The 16,696-nt window shown below is 56.7% G+C and carries 10 protein-coding genes; 4 read left to right on the forward strand and 6 right to left on the reverse strand.

Features of this window, described 5'->3' with window-relative positions; genetic code table 11:
* Positions 1–195: hypothetical protein (locus VNX88_00005; protein HWY67007.1), on the forward strand; the 195-nt coding region annotated here is incomplete at its 5' end.
* The gene (locus VNX88_00010; GenBank protein ID HWY67008.1) at positions 167–1,834 is read left to right on the forward strand and encodes an FAD-dependent oxidoreductase; all 1,668 of its coding nucleotides are present in this window, start codon (positions 167–169) and stop codon (positions 1,832–1,834) included. The genes VNX88_00005 and VNX88_00010, both read left to right, overlap by 29 nt.
* A 246-nt stretch (positions 1,835–2,080) precedes the next feature.
* Here the strand turns inward: VNX88_00010 and VNX88_00015 are convergent, their stop codons facing one another.
* The 4 genes from VNX88_00015 to VNX88_00030 all read right to left on the reverse strand — a co-directional run bounded on the left by VNX88_00015 (position 2,081) and on the right by VNX88_00030 (position 13,948).
* A complete protein-coding gene (locus tag VNX88_00015; GenBank protein ID HWY67009.1) occupies positions 2,081–2,515 on the reverse strand; it encodes a GtrA family protein in 435 nt (144 codons plus the stop codon).
* Between the two features lie 136 nt (positions 2,516–2,651).
* Positions 2,652–4,604 (reverse strand): TolC family protein, encoded by a 1,953-nt coding sequence (locus tag VNX88_00020; GenBank protein HWY67010.1) that lies wholly within the window; start codon positions 4,602–4,604, stop codon positions 2,652–2,654.
* A 378-nt stretch (positions 4,605–4,982) separates the two neighbouring features.
* Complete coding sequence (locus VNX88_00025) at positions 4,983–5,810, reverse strand: FecR family protein (GenBank protein ID HWY67011.1); 828 nt, start codon at positions 5,808–5,810, stop codon at positions 4,983–4,985.
* Positions 5,811–5,845: 35 nt separating this feature from the next.
* Positions 5,846–13,948: a PKD domain-containing protein gene (locus VNX88_00030; protein ID HWY67012.1), complete on the reverse strand. Its 8,103-nt coding sequence runs from the start codon at positions 13,946–13,948 to the stop codon at positions 5,846–5,848.
* A gap of 583 nt (positions 13,949–14,531) precedes the next feature.
* On the opposite strand from VNX88_00030, the gene VNX88_00035 reads away from it, so the two are divergent.
* Complete coding sequence (locus VNX88_00035) at positions 14,532–14,978, forward strand: hypothetical protein (GenBank protein ID HWY67013.1); 447 nt, start codon at positions 14,532–14,534, stop codon at positions 14,976–14,978.
* A 7-nt stretch (positions 14,979–14,985) separates the two neighbouring features.
* Positions 14,986–15,153 carry a hypothetical protein gene (locus VNX88_00040; protein ID HWY67014.1) on the forward strand — a complete coding sequence of 56 codons (168 nt, stop codon included), beginning with the start codon at positions 14,986–14,988 and terminating at the stop codon, positions 15,151–15,153.
* 197 nt (positions 15,154–15,350) lie between these two features.
* On the opposite strand, the gene VNX88_00045 is transcribed toward VNX88_00040, so the two are convergent.
* Both VNX88_00045 and VNX88_00050 read right to left on the reverse strand, forming a co-directional pair.
* Positions 15,351–15,929, reverse strand: coding sequence for a DUF4136 domain-containing protein (locus VNX88_00045; protein ID HWY67015.1), 579 nt, complete (start codon positions 15,927–15,929; stop codon positions 15,351–15,353).
* On the reverse strand, positions 15,930–16,634 hold the full coding sequence (locus tag VNX88_00050) for a class D sortase (GenBank protein ID HWY67016.1): 705 nt from the start codon (positions 16,632–16,634) through the stop codon (positions 15,930–15,932).
* Between the last annotated feature and the right edge of the window lie 62 nt (positions 16,635–16,696).

A 16,696-nucleotide genomic window follows, 5' to 3' on the forward strand; every position in this document is an offset into this window, starting at 1 on the left:
ATGCAGACCAAATCAATGCCGACCTACTCGCCTTCTTTCAGGTCGCTGGTCGAGCTGCAGCGTAGAGACAAGTTCCCCCGGCCGTTCGTCGTCGGCGACGGCCGGGAAGACTCGTTGTCGTCCCGAATTGAGTCCGAACCATACTTTCCGGCATCGAATTGTTTCCATGGCTACCCCACCTCTCTTACCGCCTGAACGCCGGGAGCAGCTCTTCCCCGCACTCACGCCTTCGCAGATCGCGCGCATAGCCGCAGCGGGAAAAAGACATCCAGTGAGCGCCGGCGAATTATTGATCAAGCAAGGTGAAGTGGCGGCAGGTCTTTTTGTAGTCGTGTCAGGAGAGATTGAGATCATCCAGCCAAGCCCGCACGGAGATGTGCTGATCACAACGCACACGGCGGGAAGCTTCACGGGAGAGCTCAACATGCTCTCGGGACGCCGTGCCCTCGTCTGCGGACGGATGAGCAAAGCCGGGGAGGTAATAGAACTCGATCGTCACGCATTGCAGCAACTGGTCCAAACCGATGTCGAACTCAGCGAGATCATCATGCGTGCGTTCATTCTGCGCCGTCTCGAATTGATTGCTCACGGCATCGGCGATGTGGTCTTAGTAGGCTCCTCGCACTCGCCGGGGACGCTGCGTATTAAGGAGTTTCTCACCCGCAACGGTCATCCTTATTCTTATATCGACCTCGACCGTGACGAGGGTGTGCAGGAGCTGCTGGACAAGTTTCAAGTCAAGATCGACGAGATTCCCGTATTAATCTGCCAAGGCAAGCTCGTCCTCCGTAATCCGAACAACCAGCAAGTCGCCGATTGCCTTGGGCTCAATTCGGACATCGACGAAAGTCATCTCCGCGACGTTGTAGTCATCGGAGCTGGGCCCTCAGGGCTGGCAGCCGCTGTTTATGCGGCCTCTGAAGGTCTCGACGTGCTTGTGATTGAAACCAATGCACCCGGAGGACAAGCAGGTTCGAGTTCCAAGATCGAAAATTATCTCGGGTTCCCTACGGGAATCTCGGGGCAAGATCTCGCCGGGCGCGCTTACACCCAAGCCCAGAAGTTTGGCGCCGAGATGATCATTGCGCGCAGCGCCGTGAAGCTGGCTTGTACTAAGCGTCCATATGCGATTGAGATCGAGGGAGGCGCACAGATCCCGGCCCGCGCAATCGTGATTGCGACCGGCGCTCAATACCGCAGGCTTCCGCTTGAGAATCTCTCACAGTTCGAAGGTATCGGCGTGTACTACGGGGCTACCTACATCGAGGCGCAGCTTTGCGAGCACGAGGAGGCAATCGTAGTAGGCGGGGGGAATTCAGCTGGTCAGGCAGCGGTCTTCCTTGCAAACACTGCGAAACATGTGCACGTTCTAATTCGCTCAGAAGGGCTGGCCGACACCATGTCTCGTTATCTGATTCGGCGAATCGAGGAGAGCCCAAAAATCACCCTGCATCCATTTACCGAGATTGACGGTCTTGAAGGCAACGGAAAGCTTGAATGCGTTCGCTGGCGAAATAATCGGACCAAAGCGGTGGAGATCCATCGCATTCATCATGTTTTTCTCATGACCGGAGCCAGTCCCAATACGGAATGGCTCGAAGGATGCATAGCTCTGGACGACAAAGGCTTCATCAAAACCGGGCCGGAGCTTCTTCCCGAAGATTTGCGCTCGGCGCAATGGCCGCTCTCGCGGTCTCCTTACCTGCTCGAGACAACTCTTCCAGGCGTCTTTGCGGTGGGTGATGCCCGGGCAAACAACGTAAAGCGTGTCGCTTCAGCCGTAGGAGAAGGCTCGATCTCCATACACCTTGTCCATCGTGTCCTTGCGGAGTGAGTCATGCAGGTAATTGTTCCTTTTGAAACTGTCATCCCTCGCGCCGCACGACAGCTCTTTCGTATCGAGAGAATGATTTTGCGGCGCGGGGGAGCTGCGGTTGCGTCTGTGATGACAAAAGCAGATCCCCCAAGCCGCATAAGCTTCACCTCTCAAATGACAGCTACGCCGCGGCTTGAGGGATGACAGTATCTATGGTTTCGGCCGCAATCGTGAATCATTCAGGCCCAACCGCAGAGTACACGGTCACTGGGAAAGGCCCTCGCTCTTCCGGTGTGAGAACACCCAAAACTTATAACCGATAAAGTTGAATCCGAGCGAGAAAGCTGTTCCCACCAACGCCGCGAACGACGGCCACGCCTTCGTGTGGATTCCCCATCTGGGATGCATGTAGGTAGCAACGTACGACGACGTCCCCACATTCACCACCGCGCCCAGCAAGCTTATAAACAGAAACTGAGCCCCTTCCACGACATAGTGCTTGTCAGTGGAGCGCCGGAAGGTCCAGGAGCGGTTCATCACGTAGCTGTTCAAGACCGCGGATGCGAATGCGAACGTCTTGAAAACCGCGAACATTGCTCCTGCCTGTCCAGTGTGGGTAAGGAAAATGAGAACATTCAGGACCGAGAGATCGACGACAGTATTGATGACGCCAACCACTCCAAAACGAAAAATCTGCACAACATGAGATGTCCGCCGTGGCCGAAGATGTGGAGGAGGATGGGGTACGGCGATCGCGCTGTTGGGGGGTAGATTCACCGAGATTTCACCCATTGGTCGAATTGCATAAAATGACTGTCCATTCTAGCCAATAGAATCATTCTCCCTTTGGCCGCGGGGTTACTCCCGTTTGGTCCGGTTGAAATTCTGGCACAGGCTGTGTGATCACGTCGTTGCCCCGGACAGCATAAGGCGCGTGCGGCATCTGCGTTACATTTCCGCTCGCGGCGTCGGCAATGCTGATGCCGAGTGTCTCAAGCAAGCGGCCTGTCACCACGTCGAGGTTCAGCTTCGACTGCTCGTAGTCAGACATCGCGTTCACCAGATTCGAATCGGCAGTCGAGACATTACTTAGCTGCGTGAGCACGTTGTATGTCGTACTCAGCCCCTGCACAAGCTTCTTCTGCTCAGCATCGAGGCTCTGTTGAGCGTAATCTCGCGCCTTGAGTGCGGCATCGACCGCTGCGCGATTCTGCTGCACCGAGAACTGCGCATTCCGCACTCCAATAGCTATTGAGTTTTGTAGTTGCTGGAGACGAACCTCCGCTTGGCGATATTCCAGCTCCGAACGAATCTGATCTGCCTGTGCCGCGCGATTGCGAATAGGGATATCCACGGCAAAGCCGACAAAGTACGTTGGATGGTTAACAGTCGTCGAGAGTGCATCGGAATAACCACCGTTCGCCGTACCGACCGGCGACGTGGTTGTAGTGAAGTTGGGATTCAGCGCCCCGGCCAATCCATTGCCTCCGTAATTCGCGACGAGGTCAACGGTCGGCAACAGTGCATTGCGGGCCGATCGCTTGCTGATATTGCGGTTGGTCAGGTCGATACGGGCCTGCGTCAATTCGGGTCGCCGGGTAAGCGCATCGTTAATCAGATCCTGAATCGGCAGCACGGGCTCTGAAGCCGGCAGCTGAATCCTGTCAGTTGGAATCACTCCGGCGTTGGCGATCACGGGATCGTTCTCATTGCGAGTGATCGCATTCTTCATGAGCAACTGTTGAAGCTGCAGGTTGGTTTGCGACGTGATCAGCGCCTGCTGGTTCGATGCAACTTGCGCCTGCGCGTTTACGATCTCGATTTGCGCAATGGTGCCGGCCTGCACTTGCTTTCGGTTGTTAGCCTCCAGCTGCTCGGCTGACGCAACCGCGCGCTCCTTTGCCTTCTCGTCTTCATACGCTGTCACAAGATTCCAGTAGAGAGTTTCTATTTGAGTGACCGTGAAAATTACTTGCTGACGAAAGGCTTCGTCGGCGATCTCGCGATTGTTATTTGCAATGGTGATAAAGCGACGGTTGGAAGCGAATCCAAATCCCTGCAGAACGTGCTGCCGCAGTTGGAACAAAAAGTTCGAATTTAGTTGTGGCACCAGGAACGTCCGCGTGCTGTTAGTAGTAACGCGCGAATTGTTGAATGTGACATTGAAAAGCGTACCGCTGGAAAATCCCTGCTGATATCCAAAGTTTGCCGTTCCAGTATTTTGAAGAAGTGCGGGGACACCGCTGATAACTGTGTTCGACTGCGGAGTGTCGCTGTGCTGGATTCCCAAACTGGAAGTCAGAAGAGGATCGAAGGAATCGATGGGAGGACCAACACCCAATGTCGACGAAACTAACCCAGCAGTTCCAGTGCCTGCTCCACCTGCCGCGGCCACCGTGCCGCCAGCGCCCCCTCCAGTGGCTCCGCCTCCGATTCCACCAATGCCGGCGCCCGGAGTTCCCTGCACGATTCCCGTGTTCACGCCTCGGACGTTGGCCCCGGACTTTGTGCGAAGGATGTCGGTATCAGCAACTGGAAGGTTATACCGTGCGATCACTAAATCCAGATTGTTCTCCAATGCCAGTGCAATCGCATCGTCGAGCGACAACACCATGTTCCCATTTTGGAGCACGCTGTTCAGGCGAGCCGAGTTTGTCAGGTTAGGTTGTGGCACCGTATGTGCCTTGTAGGGCGCAAGCACATTGGGAAATATCGGCGCTCCATTCGTGATCTCTTCCCTTCCCGGCTGCTCTGCCTGCGCACCAGGACAGAGAGTTATTGCAACCATTAAAACCATGAAAAAGACACGACAAAGCGAATGAACGCATTGGAACATCTGTTGTCCTCCGAAACGTTTTACGCGCGAACTGCGCATGAGAAACCCTGTGGCATTCTGCATTGTCAGGCACGACACGAGCAAACCAGGGCTGAATAAAACGATACAAAACAGGTGGGCAGGGTTATGTAAAGCTTTGTAGCGACAGGACGGGTGGTCTGAGAGGTGTACTGGTAGAGACGCAGCATGCTGCGTCTCCGCTATAAAGCTTCGGCAACCCGCGCTCTCTGGCGTCCTAAGCGGCCGGGAGGAGACGCAACACGCTGCGTCTCTACCACGCTCCAGTGAAGCAACCGCGGCCGGCGTAAGCCAGTCTAAGTCGAGCTGAAACTACTGCGGAGGAATTCCGGGACCAGAAGGCGGTTTGGGTGGCGGCGTAGAATTGTGCTGCGAGTTCGCGATCGCGACTCCTGCAGCGGCGCCTGCTGCCACGGAGCCAACGGCAATTAGCACGGTTCGCAATATGCTGGTAGTGGTCTGAACCCCGACGTTCGATCCTGCAGCTAATCCGGCGCGGCTGATCGCTGTTTGCTGAATGGCTTGCTGAATCGCCTGCTGCGTTATGGGACCGACCGTTCCCACTCCCGCAGCCGTCACTTCAACCTGCTGCCCCGGATTTACATTTACAGACTGCGATTGGTTCGGCGCTCCACCTGCTCCATTCAGCGGAGTGATTTGCACGACACCGCTAAACACGATGAGAGTCGTGCGGTCAGCCGTCGCGATCAGTAGAAAGTCAGTGCCGATGACTCCGGCAACTGACGTTGGCGTGCGCACCTCGAATTTGGAGTTCGGTTGCGTCAGCTTGACTACCTGACTCCGGAGACGGCCAAATAGCAGCTCAAGCGTGGTCTGCTGCGCAGCCGCGTCGTGCTGGACCACGCGCATTTGACTGTTCGATCCCAAACTGAGAATCGAGCCATCGCGGAGGCTCACCCGGAGACGCCCGGTATTGTTGGTCTGGAGCTGATCGTTCCACTGTAATTGATCGCGAACTGCAAGCGCGGCCCCATTGCGTGTAGCGGCCTGATCCAGAGCAGTTACTGCGCCAGCGAGTTGCCCTGAGCCGGCGCCTTGATAACAGAAGCCCGCCAAGGGCGAAAGCAGAAAACACAACACCACTGCTGTACAGCGATAGAGATTACTTCTCAGCTGCATGCAATTGATCATCAATCTAGCCTCTTTGCACTGCGCTACTGAACGGTCAAATTAACGGTTGTGGAAGTCTGCATCCCGCCAGAGTTGCCGACCACGATGATTGTGTACGTTCCCTGCGGCGTCGGCGCCGGAGTCGTTGATTTGCTCATACCGCCGCCTCCGCAGCTGGCCCAGATTCCCGTGCAGGCAACGATCAAGCCAAGCCACATCACCGAGCCACGGCGACGACGCGGAGAGCGCAATCCAACCAGCACGATCGCCGGCACCATTCCCATCCAACTCGCCAACATCCAAGGTGAACTCGGATGCAGCAGCTCGGCGGTGGTCGTTCGCGTTATCGTCAGCGTTGATGTCGTTGTCGTCCCCACCGCACCCAGGGTAATGGTTGATGGATTGAACGAGCATGCGAGTCCAACAGGCAAGCCCGCGCACGAAAGCGTCAAAGTATGCCCGGCGCTCGCGGCGTTTGGAGTGAACGAGACGGTAAACGTCGCCGATTGCCCTGTTGCCAGCGAGGCGCTCGATGGCGACGTAGTGATGTTGCCTGCATTGCCCAGTCCGGCGACGTTCAAACCGGAACCTGAAATAGCTACGCCGAACACGGTTCCGCTCGGCGTTCCCGAATTGAACTTTGCGAGCTGCTTCCCCGAATTGATATCGAACCGATAGATGTTCGAGCTGCAATAATCGCCCGCCCAGAATGACGTTCCATCCTGGTCAAGCGTAATCGAGTACAAGCACTGATCGCCAGGCGCTGTGTACGTCATCACCTGCTGGCCAGAGGCATTGAGGCGAACGATGTCCACCAAGTCGGCAACAATGACGCCTCCGTCAGGAAGAATACGCAACATGAGCGCCTTCTTCAGGCCCGTGGCAAAGGGCGGCAGTTGCTGATTGCGGCAAACGTCGTAGCGCAGAATCGATAGGCCCTCTGATGTGTACAGGAGCGTGCAGTTGTCAGCCGAGAGATCAATGTCGTCGCTTCCCTGCTCCTCAGTGGCCACCGTGAATGTGGTCACAAGCTTGCCGCTCGGATCAAACTTGAGAATCTGATGCGAGCAACCTTGTTGTCCGACGTAAGCGTTGCCCGCGCCGTCGAACACAATCGTCTCTGGCTGGCAATTGAATCCGGTGCCGAACGTTCCCAATAGCGTACCTGTCTTCGGATCGAACTTGCTGACGTTGCCCGCGGTGAAGTCCGTGGCATACAGATTCCCTGCTTTATCGAACCCCATTCCGGAAACCGTTCCATTAAGACCCGTGGTCAGCGTCTGGAGCAACGTTCCGTCCGGAGCAAACCGCTTGACCGTTCCCGGACTTATTCCCACGAACACCCCCTGGGGGAAGTTGTTCACGGTTACAGTCACACTCTGTGACGCGGAACCGGAGAGTCCCAGCGCATCCGTTGCGGTGACCTTCACGATAAAGGTGCCGGCCGCGTTGTACGTATGCGTGCCGCTCGCAGCGTTTGCAGTCGTGCCGTCCCCGAAGTCGAGAACCGTTGTGGCGATGTTGTTCTCGGCGTCGACGCAATTACCGGTCGCGCTGATTGGCAGTGGGACGATGCCGGTGGTTGGAGTAACCGTCAGAGTGCAGGTGGGCGCGGTGTTGGTACCCACCGTGACGGTTTGCGTTGCTGTGGCCTTTTGACCAACCGCATCGGTTCCGGTAAGCGTGACCGTGAACGTTCCCGCTTTGGTGTAGGTGTGCGTACCGCTCGGAGCGGCCTGTGTTGTACCGTCTCCGAAGTCAAGCAGGGTGCTCGACAGAGCTTTCTCAGGATCACTGCAACTGCCGGTTGCTGTGACGGGCAATGGCGCAAGGCCGCTCGTTGGAGCGACCGAAAGCGTGCAAGAAGGTGGCTGATTCACTGCGACTGTGACCGTTTGAGTTGCCGAACCTGTGAGGCCGTTGCCGTCGGTCGCCGTTACTTTGACGGTGAACGTGCCCGCAGAACTGTATCTGTGAGTTCCGCTAGTTCCACTTTGGGAAGCTGAGCCGTCTCCAAAATCAAGCGTAGTACTTGCGATGGGACTTGTGCCCGCTGTGCAGTTACCGGTTGCAGTTACGTCGAGTGGAGCAGGACCGCTGTTCGGAACGACTGTAAGAGTGCAAGCTGGCGCGACCGCCGGGGTTACCGTCACCGTTTGTGTCGCTGTACTGGAGAGACCACTTGTGTCAGTTGCAGTGAGCTTTACTGTGAATGTGCCGGCCGTGGTGTATCTGTGAGTTCCGCTAGCTCCGCTCTGTGCGGCTGAGCCATCGCCGAAATCAAGAGTTGTACTTGCCAGGGGACGCGAGCCCGGCGTGCAGTTGCCAGTCGCAGTTACGTTGAGCGGAGAAGCTCCGCTATTGGGCACAACACTCAGCGTGCAAGCGGGCGCTACCGCTGCACCCACAGTTACCGTCTGAGTCGCCGAGCCGGAGAGGCCATTGGCGTCCTTGGCAGTTACAGTAACAGTGAAGGTTCCGGGCGAGTTGTAGGTATGCGATCCGCTGGTTCCACTTTGGGCCGTAGAGCCATCGCCGAAGTCAATCGTAGAACTCGTGATCGGACTGCTGCCTGGAGTGCAGTTTCCAGTGGCCGTCACCGTCAAAGGCGCAGGGCCGCTGTTCGGAGCAACAACCAGCGTGCAAGCCGGTGGTTGAGCCGCACTAACGACAACCATCTGCGTTGCCGAGCCGGAGAGGCCATTCTGGTCGGTCGCCGTAACTCTCACCGTAAACGTTCCGGTGGAACCGTACCTGTGCGTTCCGCTAGTTCCAGTTTGGGAGGCAGAGCCATCTCCGAAATCAAGCGTTGTGCTTGCGATTGGGCTTGTGCCGGCAGTGCATGTGCCAGTTGCAGTTACGTCGAGTGGAGCAGGACCGCTGTTCGGAACGACTGTAAGAGTGCAACCTGGCGCAACCGCCGGGGTTACCGTCACGGTTTGTGTCGTTGTGCTGGAGAGACCACTTGTATCTGTGGCGGTGAGTTTTACCGTGAATGTGCCGGCAGTTGTGTACTTGTGAGTTCCGCTGGTCCCGCTTTGGGTGGCTGAACCATCGCCGAAATCAAGAGTTGTACTTGCTATGGGGCGCGAGCCCGGCGTGCAGTTGCCAGTCGCAGTTACGTTGAGCGGAGCAGCGCCAGTGCTGGGTACAACACTCAGCGTGCAAGCTGGCGGTTGCGCTGGGCCGACCGTTACAGTCTGGGTCTTTGAGCCGGACAAGCCGTTGGTGTCAGTCGCGGTGACTGTAACAGTAAAAGTGCCGGGTGAATTGTAAGTGTGAGTACCGCTGGTTCCGCTTTGGGCCGCGGTGCCATCCCCGAAGTCAGTTGTAGAACTCGCGATCGGGCTGGTTCCAGCGGTGCAATTGCCCGTGACCGTCACACTAAGAGGTGCCGGGCCGCTGTTCGGGACCACTGAGAGCGCGCACGTTGGTGGCAGGTTGGGCGTGACTGTGACAACCTGCGTGCCAGTCCCGGTAAGTTGGAGGTTGTCGATTGCCGTGACCGTGACGGTGAACGTCCCGGCAGCGGAGTAAGTGTGCTGAGCGGTGCTACCGTTAACCGCGGGGGTTCCGTCGCCAAAGTCCAGGGTTGTGCTACTGATCGTTCCGGCCGCGTCCGAGCAGGTAGCAGTCGCGGTCGTCTGCAAACCGGCAGGCACGGGATTCGGCATGACAGAAACGCTGCAGGCCGGACCAGTTGAGGTCGTCGCACTCGCCGTATTTTTGGCCAGGTTCGGATCCGACTCGATGCCGGAAACATTTGCCGTCGCAGTAATCGTCCCCGGGCTGCTCGGCAGCGTGATGAAGGTGGCCGACACAGGTTGACCATTGGCAGCGAGACTGCCGATTGGACAGCTGATATTTGTACCCTGTGTGGTGGTCGTGGAGGTGCAAGTGTTTGGAGACAAGCTCACGACAGTGCTGTTCGGAATAGAGGCAGTGAGCGTGACGCCCGTAGCATTGAGTGGACCAGCGTTGCTAACGCTGAGTGAATAGGTGATGTTCGCGCCGACATTGACAGCAGCAGGAGCGCTCAAAGTCACTCCCAAATCGGCTCCGCCGGAAAGCGCCTGGCCGAAGACGGCGATGCCTCCTATTTGAGTAAACAGTCCGGAAGTTCCCGAAAAGCCAAGTCCGGTGCCGTAGCCGGTACCGTTCATAACGGCCCCTGTCTGGATATTGATCCGGTAGAGCACTCCCGTGAATTCATCGTTAGTCCAGAAGCTTTGGCCGTCGGGATCGAGATTGAGGTTTTGAAAGAACGCTTCTATGGACGGGATCGTGTAGGTCTGCAGGATGTTCCCGCTTTGGTCAATTCTCACGATACGATCTGTATCCGCAACAAGAAGCGTGTCGTCCGGAAGTTCACGCAGCGCGAATGCGCCGTGCAGATTCGTGATCATGTCCGGATGCTGCGCGAGCTCAGCAAGGTCGTAAACCTGCACTGTCTGCGTTCCTGTGGTGTAGGCAATAATGTCGCCCGAGTCGAGCAGCTCAATCCAATAGGCTGAAGTGAAAGGGTTGAGGGAAGCGGGAAAGAAAGTAGTGCTCGGTGGCGTAGTAGCACTTGCCGATTGCGGGAGTTGGACGACCGTTGGTAATACGCTCGTATCCCCTCCATGTCCGGTTTGCCCCACCAGCAGGTTTCCTGAAGGTTGGACTAAGGGTGACCACGGACCCGTGTAGCCGGTTCCAAAAAGGGTCGGCGGCACCGTGCCGTTGACCGCAAATTGCGCCACCTGGTTCGCCTGCGAGTTCGCCATGTAGAGGTTGCCGGCAGCGTCGAACGTAAGTCCCTCGCCCTGGCCTGTCGTTGGGTTCGAACTGAGCACTTGCACTACCTTGCCCGTCGCTGAATCCAGCACAAATACCATGCCGAAGTCCGTGCTTAAGAAAACCTGTCCCTTAGCGAATGTCTGAGGGGGACCCGTGAACACACTTCCGAGAGCAACCGTTTCCGGGAATGGAGAGATCGAGCATGGATTTGTGTAAGGACTGCAGAACCCGCCCAACCACCCAACAAAGCTCGAACCGTTGCCTGCAGTGGGAGTGGCCGTCAACATCACAGGAGTTGTTCCCGTACCTGGAAACTGTGCGGAGCAGGTTCCAGAAGCGGTACCGTTTGTAACAGCGCAGTTGATTGCGTTGGTGCTGTCGGTAATCGTACCGCTTCCGCTGCCAAACCCGACGATGTTGATCGTCATCTGCGGCGCAGGAGTAATGGGTGTGAACGTAGCAGTAACGTTCTGGGCCTGGTTCATGAGGACCTGACAAGACGCAGTCCCGGAGCAGGCACCGCTCCAGCCGGCGAAGTTGAAGCCAGAGCTGGGGGAGGCCGTCAATGTCACTGTCGATCCTGCGGCAAAGTTTGCTGTGCACGTCCCCGCAAATTGGGTAAAGCAAGAGATTCCGAATGGACTGCTCGCGACGAATCCCCCAGCGGCGCTCGAACCTGCGGGCGGAATTAGGGTAACCATGAGCGGAAATGTTGTCTGCGCGGCCGTTCCGGAGAGAGTGTACGTAAGGCTGGGATTGGCAGCGTCGTTGGTAGAGAACGTCAACGTTGCTGTAATCGGGCCGTTCGCGTTGGGGCCGGGAGCGAAGGTAAAGTTAAGGATACAGAAACTCAGTTGACCTGTCGGGGGTACGACAACGGGAGGATCTGCTCCAAAACACCCGGAGGACGGCTTGACGTTGAAGTCGGTCGGGTCGGAAACGCTCAGATTGCTGATAACGAGATCGTCCAGGCCGAGGTTTCCCAGGTCGATAGGTTGCCTATTTGTCTGACCAACCAATGTAACCGGAAATGTGAGCGTACTTCCCGATCCGGGAAAGATCGAACTGATAGGCGCCAGATTTACTTTGCGGATGCGGTTGCTTCCTGAGTCGGCAATGAAGACATCATGGGTACCCTGCTGAGTGTTAAACAGAGCAAGGCCGGTATTCTCGATCATCGCCACGGTGGAAGGGCCTCCGTCGCCGGAGAATCCTCCGGCGAGGTTGTTGACGTCGCCAGCGATGGTGCTCACGTCTCCGCTGAATGCGTCCACGCGACGAACTACGTTATCGAAACCGCCGCCAATGTACAGGTTCTCCAGGTTGTCGACAGCAATGTACTGGGCGCCTTCCATTGAGGCTGAACGTGCGGATCCACCGTCTCCTCCGAAAGTCGGGATTCCGTTGAATGCGGCGTTTGATATGTTCTCGATCAAGGCAATTCCGCTCACAATACTCACTCGGCGGATCGCATTGTCGCCGCTATCCGCAATGAATACGTCGGTGTTGCCTGGTTGTGGAACGCCTTGTATCAGGCCAGGAGAGACAGCCAATCCGGCGGGAGCATTGAGTAGCGCTGAAGTCGGCACGCCGTTATCACCGCAGTTAGTGGGATATGTTGTGCAGGCCTTACCTGGAGTACCAGCGAAGGTTGTGATTGTCCCGGTTGTGCCGACTACACGAACCGTATTGAGTGCTTGATCGGAGATGTAGATGTTGCCGCCCGCGTCCACGCCCACACCGACGGGCACATCCAGGCTTGCGCTTGTTGCGGCTCCGCCATCTCCGCAGGTTGGAAACGAGGCTGATCCTGGGGTGCAGGGAGTTCCATTTCCGGCCACGGTCGCGATCTGTCCAGGCTGGATTTGAATGCCCGCTATTGTGATGGCGCCCGCCTGGTTGTTGATCGCGCGAACAACAGCTGCTTTGGAGTCGACGATGTAATAGTTCCCCGTACCGTCAATCGCAACTCCTTGCGGACTAACAAATCGGGCTGAGGTCGCAGGCCCACTGTCGCCGTTGCAGCCCGGTTGAGCGCAGTTGAGCGTGGCGCCACCGAATCCTGAGCCCACGACCGTGCTGATATTGCCTTTCGTATCGATCTGCCTTAATCGCTCTCCAGCAGTTTCGAGCGCGAAGACGTTCTCGTTGGCATCCACCAGCAGACTTTGCGCCAAACCTAGCACCGCACTGGTGGCCGCTCCGCCGTCTCCTCCTGAGCCTCCGCCAGCGAGATTTGCGATCGTCGCGTTCGCCGCGCTGACGACGCGAACGCGCATGTTGAAGGTGTCGGCAATGACGATGTTATTGTTCGCATCGATGAAGACGCCTTCAGGAAAATTTAGCGATGCTCTTGTTGCAGGTCCGCTGTCACCGCAGCCAGGCTCGTTGCTGCAGATGGTCCCGAGTCCGGCTACTGTGGTGATGATGTGGCTTGCGGACGTATCAACTTTGCGAATGCTTGGGTTGCCAGAGTCGGTGATGTAGAGATTGCCATTGGCGTCGGTAGCCAGGCCGGTGGGACGATCGATCTGCGCCGAGGTTGCTGAACCACCATCTCCGTTCTGACCCGGAACGCCCGGCGTGTTCAATGTGCCGGCATAGCTGCTGATGTTTTGGGATGCGTCAACTTTGCAGACGACATCGAGCTCAGTATCGGATACGAAGAGATTCCCAGCCCCGTCTATGGCAACCCCCGTCGGCTTCTCCAGAAGTGCATTCTTTACGGCGTTACCGCTGTTGCAACCGAACGCTACATCGGCGCCAGGATTCGTTCCGGCATAGGTGGTGATCACCTGCGTAGCCGCATCGACGCGCCGTACTACCGCGTTCCCGGTATCGGCGATAAATAAGTTCCCGTTGCCATCGACCGCGATTCCCGTGGGAGTATTCAGCCGAGCATTCGTCGCCGGGCCGCCATCGCCGCCGTAAGCACCAAAATATGGATCCTCGCTGCCGGCGACTGTCGTGATGTTCTTTGATGAAGCGTCTACACGGCGAATTCTCTCGTTGTTCTGATCGGAGATAAAAAGATTGTTGCCTTTATCGATCGCAAGACCAGTCGGGAAATTGAGTTGAGCCTTGGTCGCCGTGCCGCCATCGCCGGAGAAGCCGGCTATCCCAGTTCCCGCGTAAGCGGTCAATGCGCCGCCGGTGTCTACGACGAACACGGTATTCAGGGCCGGAACAGCGATGTAGGTATTCCCGGCGCTGTCTCTCACCGCAGAAGTAGGTTGCGGCAGGTAGGCGTTGGTCGCCAGGTTAGACTGCGCGCCACCGCCGGCGATGGTGTTGATTGTATTCACCTGTCCAGTGGCCCAGAGCGAGGCCAGCGAGATGACAATAAGAAGGCTGAGCGTACGTCGCATTCGTATTTCCCCGGAATTTCAGTTTCGGCATCGCAATCCCTCGGCCAATGGAATCCCTCGCCGACAACACACCAAGCCTCCGCAACTCACAGCGCTACGCCCGAGTTCGCGCACACTCGTCGAAAGCCTGCTTGTAACCTGGCAAGGACATCGGTGGGCGTGAACCCTGTGCTTTAGGGAATGATCCAGAGACTCGGGTTGGAATAGTACGACAACTCGGCCCTGGAAGAGATGTTGAAAATTCAGTAAATGTCCAAAAATCTGTTTCTTATGCGTTCTAAGGTCTTCCCTCCAAAGCTCGAATTTCTGTTCGTTCTGGGGCAGTTAAGGATGAAGGGCTGTTGATACGGCGAGCCAACCACCTCTTTGTGACCCGAATAATCGTGCGTACTTGACATGTTCGCCATTTGTTCGCTATACTTCAATTTGTAGTTAATCGCGGCAGACCAAGCACTTCCACCCTGCCGCAGCGCGGCGTCCCGTTGCCGCGCAACCGCCTCGTCCATCGAGGCCTTGTTGTATCCGGGCCCTTCAGTGCAGTGCCACCTACGAGGTGAAGATCATTCCAGGAGAATTTCTTCCCATGAGCGCCATATACGATGAAGACGATTCCAACGACAACTCACCAGACGAGAGCGACGCCAAAAAACCTGTGCGCCGATGGTCGAACAATCCCATCCGCGATGCAGCGCTTCGGCTGCTGAACTCTCCCGCCCCGCCGCGCGAGGATCCGGATGACATCGAGACCGATCCGCCGCCGGCGATTGATCCGCAGCAAGTGGGCGACATTCCTAAGATCGGATCGTTAGAAGAAGGTGTGGATCTGTTCAAAGCGCTTAACCGCAACATTGAGCTGCAGGAAGGACTCGGCGAGCTCATATCGCGTCCAGAAGCTCGAGTATCTGAAGAAAGCAAACGACGCCAAGCGCTGCGAGCACATCAAGACCAACGGCATTCAGTGCGGCTCTCCGGCGGTTGGCAGCCGGCAGTACTGCTACTTCCATGGGGTGATCCATCAGCAGAATCATGAGCTCCCGTTGATCGAGGATCAGCGCAGTCTGCACCTCGCCTACCTGGACCTGGCGAAGAGCGTCAGCACGCAAACGATCTCTGTGGCCCACGGCAAGCTTCTGCTTCAGATTCTGCAAAGCGCAGGCAAGAATCTGCCGAACGGCGATTGGGATGATGGCTATGAAGGGATCTGATGCGATATCCCCAACAGGATCCACAGGGATTGGATGGGATATCCCAGCCAATCCTCAGGGATCAAGATGCGATATCCCTAGGGACCTCAAGGGATCCTGATGGGACTTAAAGGGACTTAGCAAGATTTCAGCCACTCAAAGTCGGGAAACGGCGACCAGTCTGATTTGTGCCCGGATAGAAACGTTCGAGTCGACATCTACTTTGCGGATTTAGATGGCGGGAAACTCTGAAACATCTTGGCTACCGAGTTCTGAACCTGCTTTTGCAGCTCTGAGGATTTTTCCTTGAGGGTGCCTTTCGCGATTGCCCGCCAGACGGAATGCTTCGTAGATGCATCCCTCATTTCGATTAAGAGAGCGCCCTTTGCTACGGAGACCACAGTACCGACGCTGTTGTTGGTCCACATAGTTGTCCCGGGCAACGGCGTCCCCCCGACTGCGGTGTAGGTCGGATCGGCGGCCGGGACGGAATCCATCGAGTCGACTTGACCGTAGAAGTTCAAGATCAGATCGGGATGGTCTTTATCGATCGTCATTCCTTTCATCTTGAGCTGTTCGTCTGCGTTGGCTCTGATCTCGATTCCCACAAAGGGACGAGTAGTTACTGGATGATCAGCCCATGCGTACGTGCGGTACTTGGAAAAATCGGCGTTCTTGTCCCAGGCAACGTCGAGTTTCGGTCCGGCTTCGAGTGTCAACGTTCCGCAGAGCAGGAAGAGAGCAACGAGCACAGTTGAAACACTGCGGGAAGTCGTATATCTCTCGAGACGTTTCATCTACCGCGCGACCTCGCTGCCAGACACTGTTTGTACCGCTGCGGTGGACGAAGCTGGAATGCGATCGTCGCGAATTTGAGACGCGTGCACGATGAAGCGCTGCGGGGCGTCTCCGATGAAATAGAAAGGATAGCAAGTGACGAGCGTTACAGACGGCCGTGGCCGAGGTTGGAGTACCGAGACGTTGTTGGGAAAGACGATTTCTATGTCGTCGATTGCGTACGTAATGATTCCGTCGACGGTAGCGAGCTCCAGCCTGTCGCCGACCTCCACATCCTTCAAGGAGCGAAAGAATCCGTCGCGGTGCGCAGCAATTCCAAGGTTCCCCACGCCACCCGGCATCGCAGTGCCCTCGATTCTGCCTGCGCCGCGATTGAGGATTAGCTCGCCAGTGCCGTTGAACACTGGGACTTGGAGTCTCAGTTTGGGAAGCCTCAGCATCGCAAGCGGCGGATCGAACTGCATCGCTAAGGTCTGTTTGTAAGCAGCGACGCGTTTCTCCGACCAGAGGCTGTAATCTGCAAGGTCACCGCGGAATGCAAAATGTCTCGATCCGGCAACGGGAGTTGAGGCAAGAGCAAATCGCCACTCAGCGATGTTGCTTCCTAAGGAGCCGTGCAACCACGCGACCGCGTAGATCGCAAGACACAAGATGCCAATTACGAGGAAACCTCGTTCAATTCTTCGTCGGGTCTCGATTCGCATGGTGTTGAGAACGCTCTCGCTCGCGCAAACCTGAGCGAAAGTAAGCTATCCGATTAGTAGAG

Source organism: Terriglobales bacterium, from assembly GCA_035567895.1.
Lineage (GTDB): Bacteria > Acidobacteriota > Terriglobia > Terriglobales > Acidobacteriaceae > Gp1-AA112.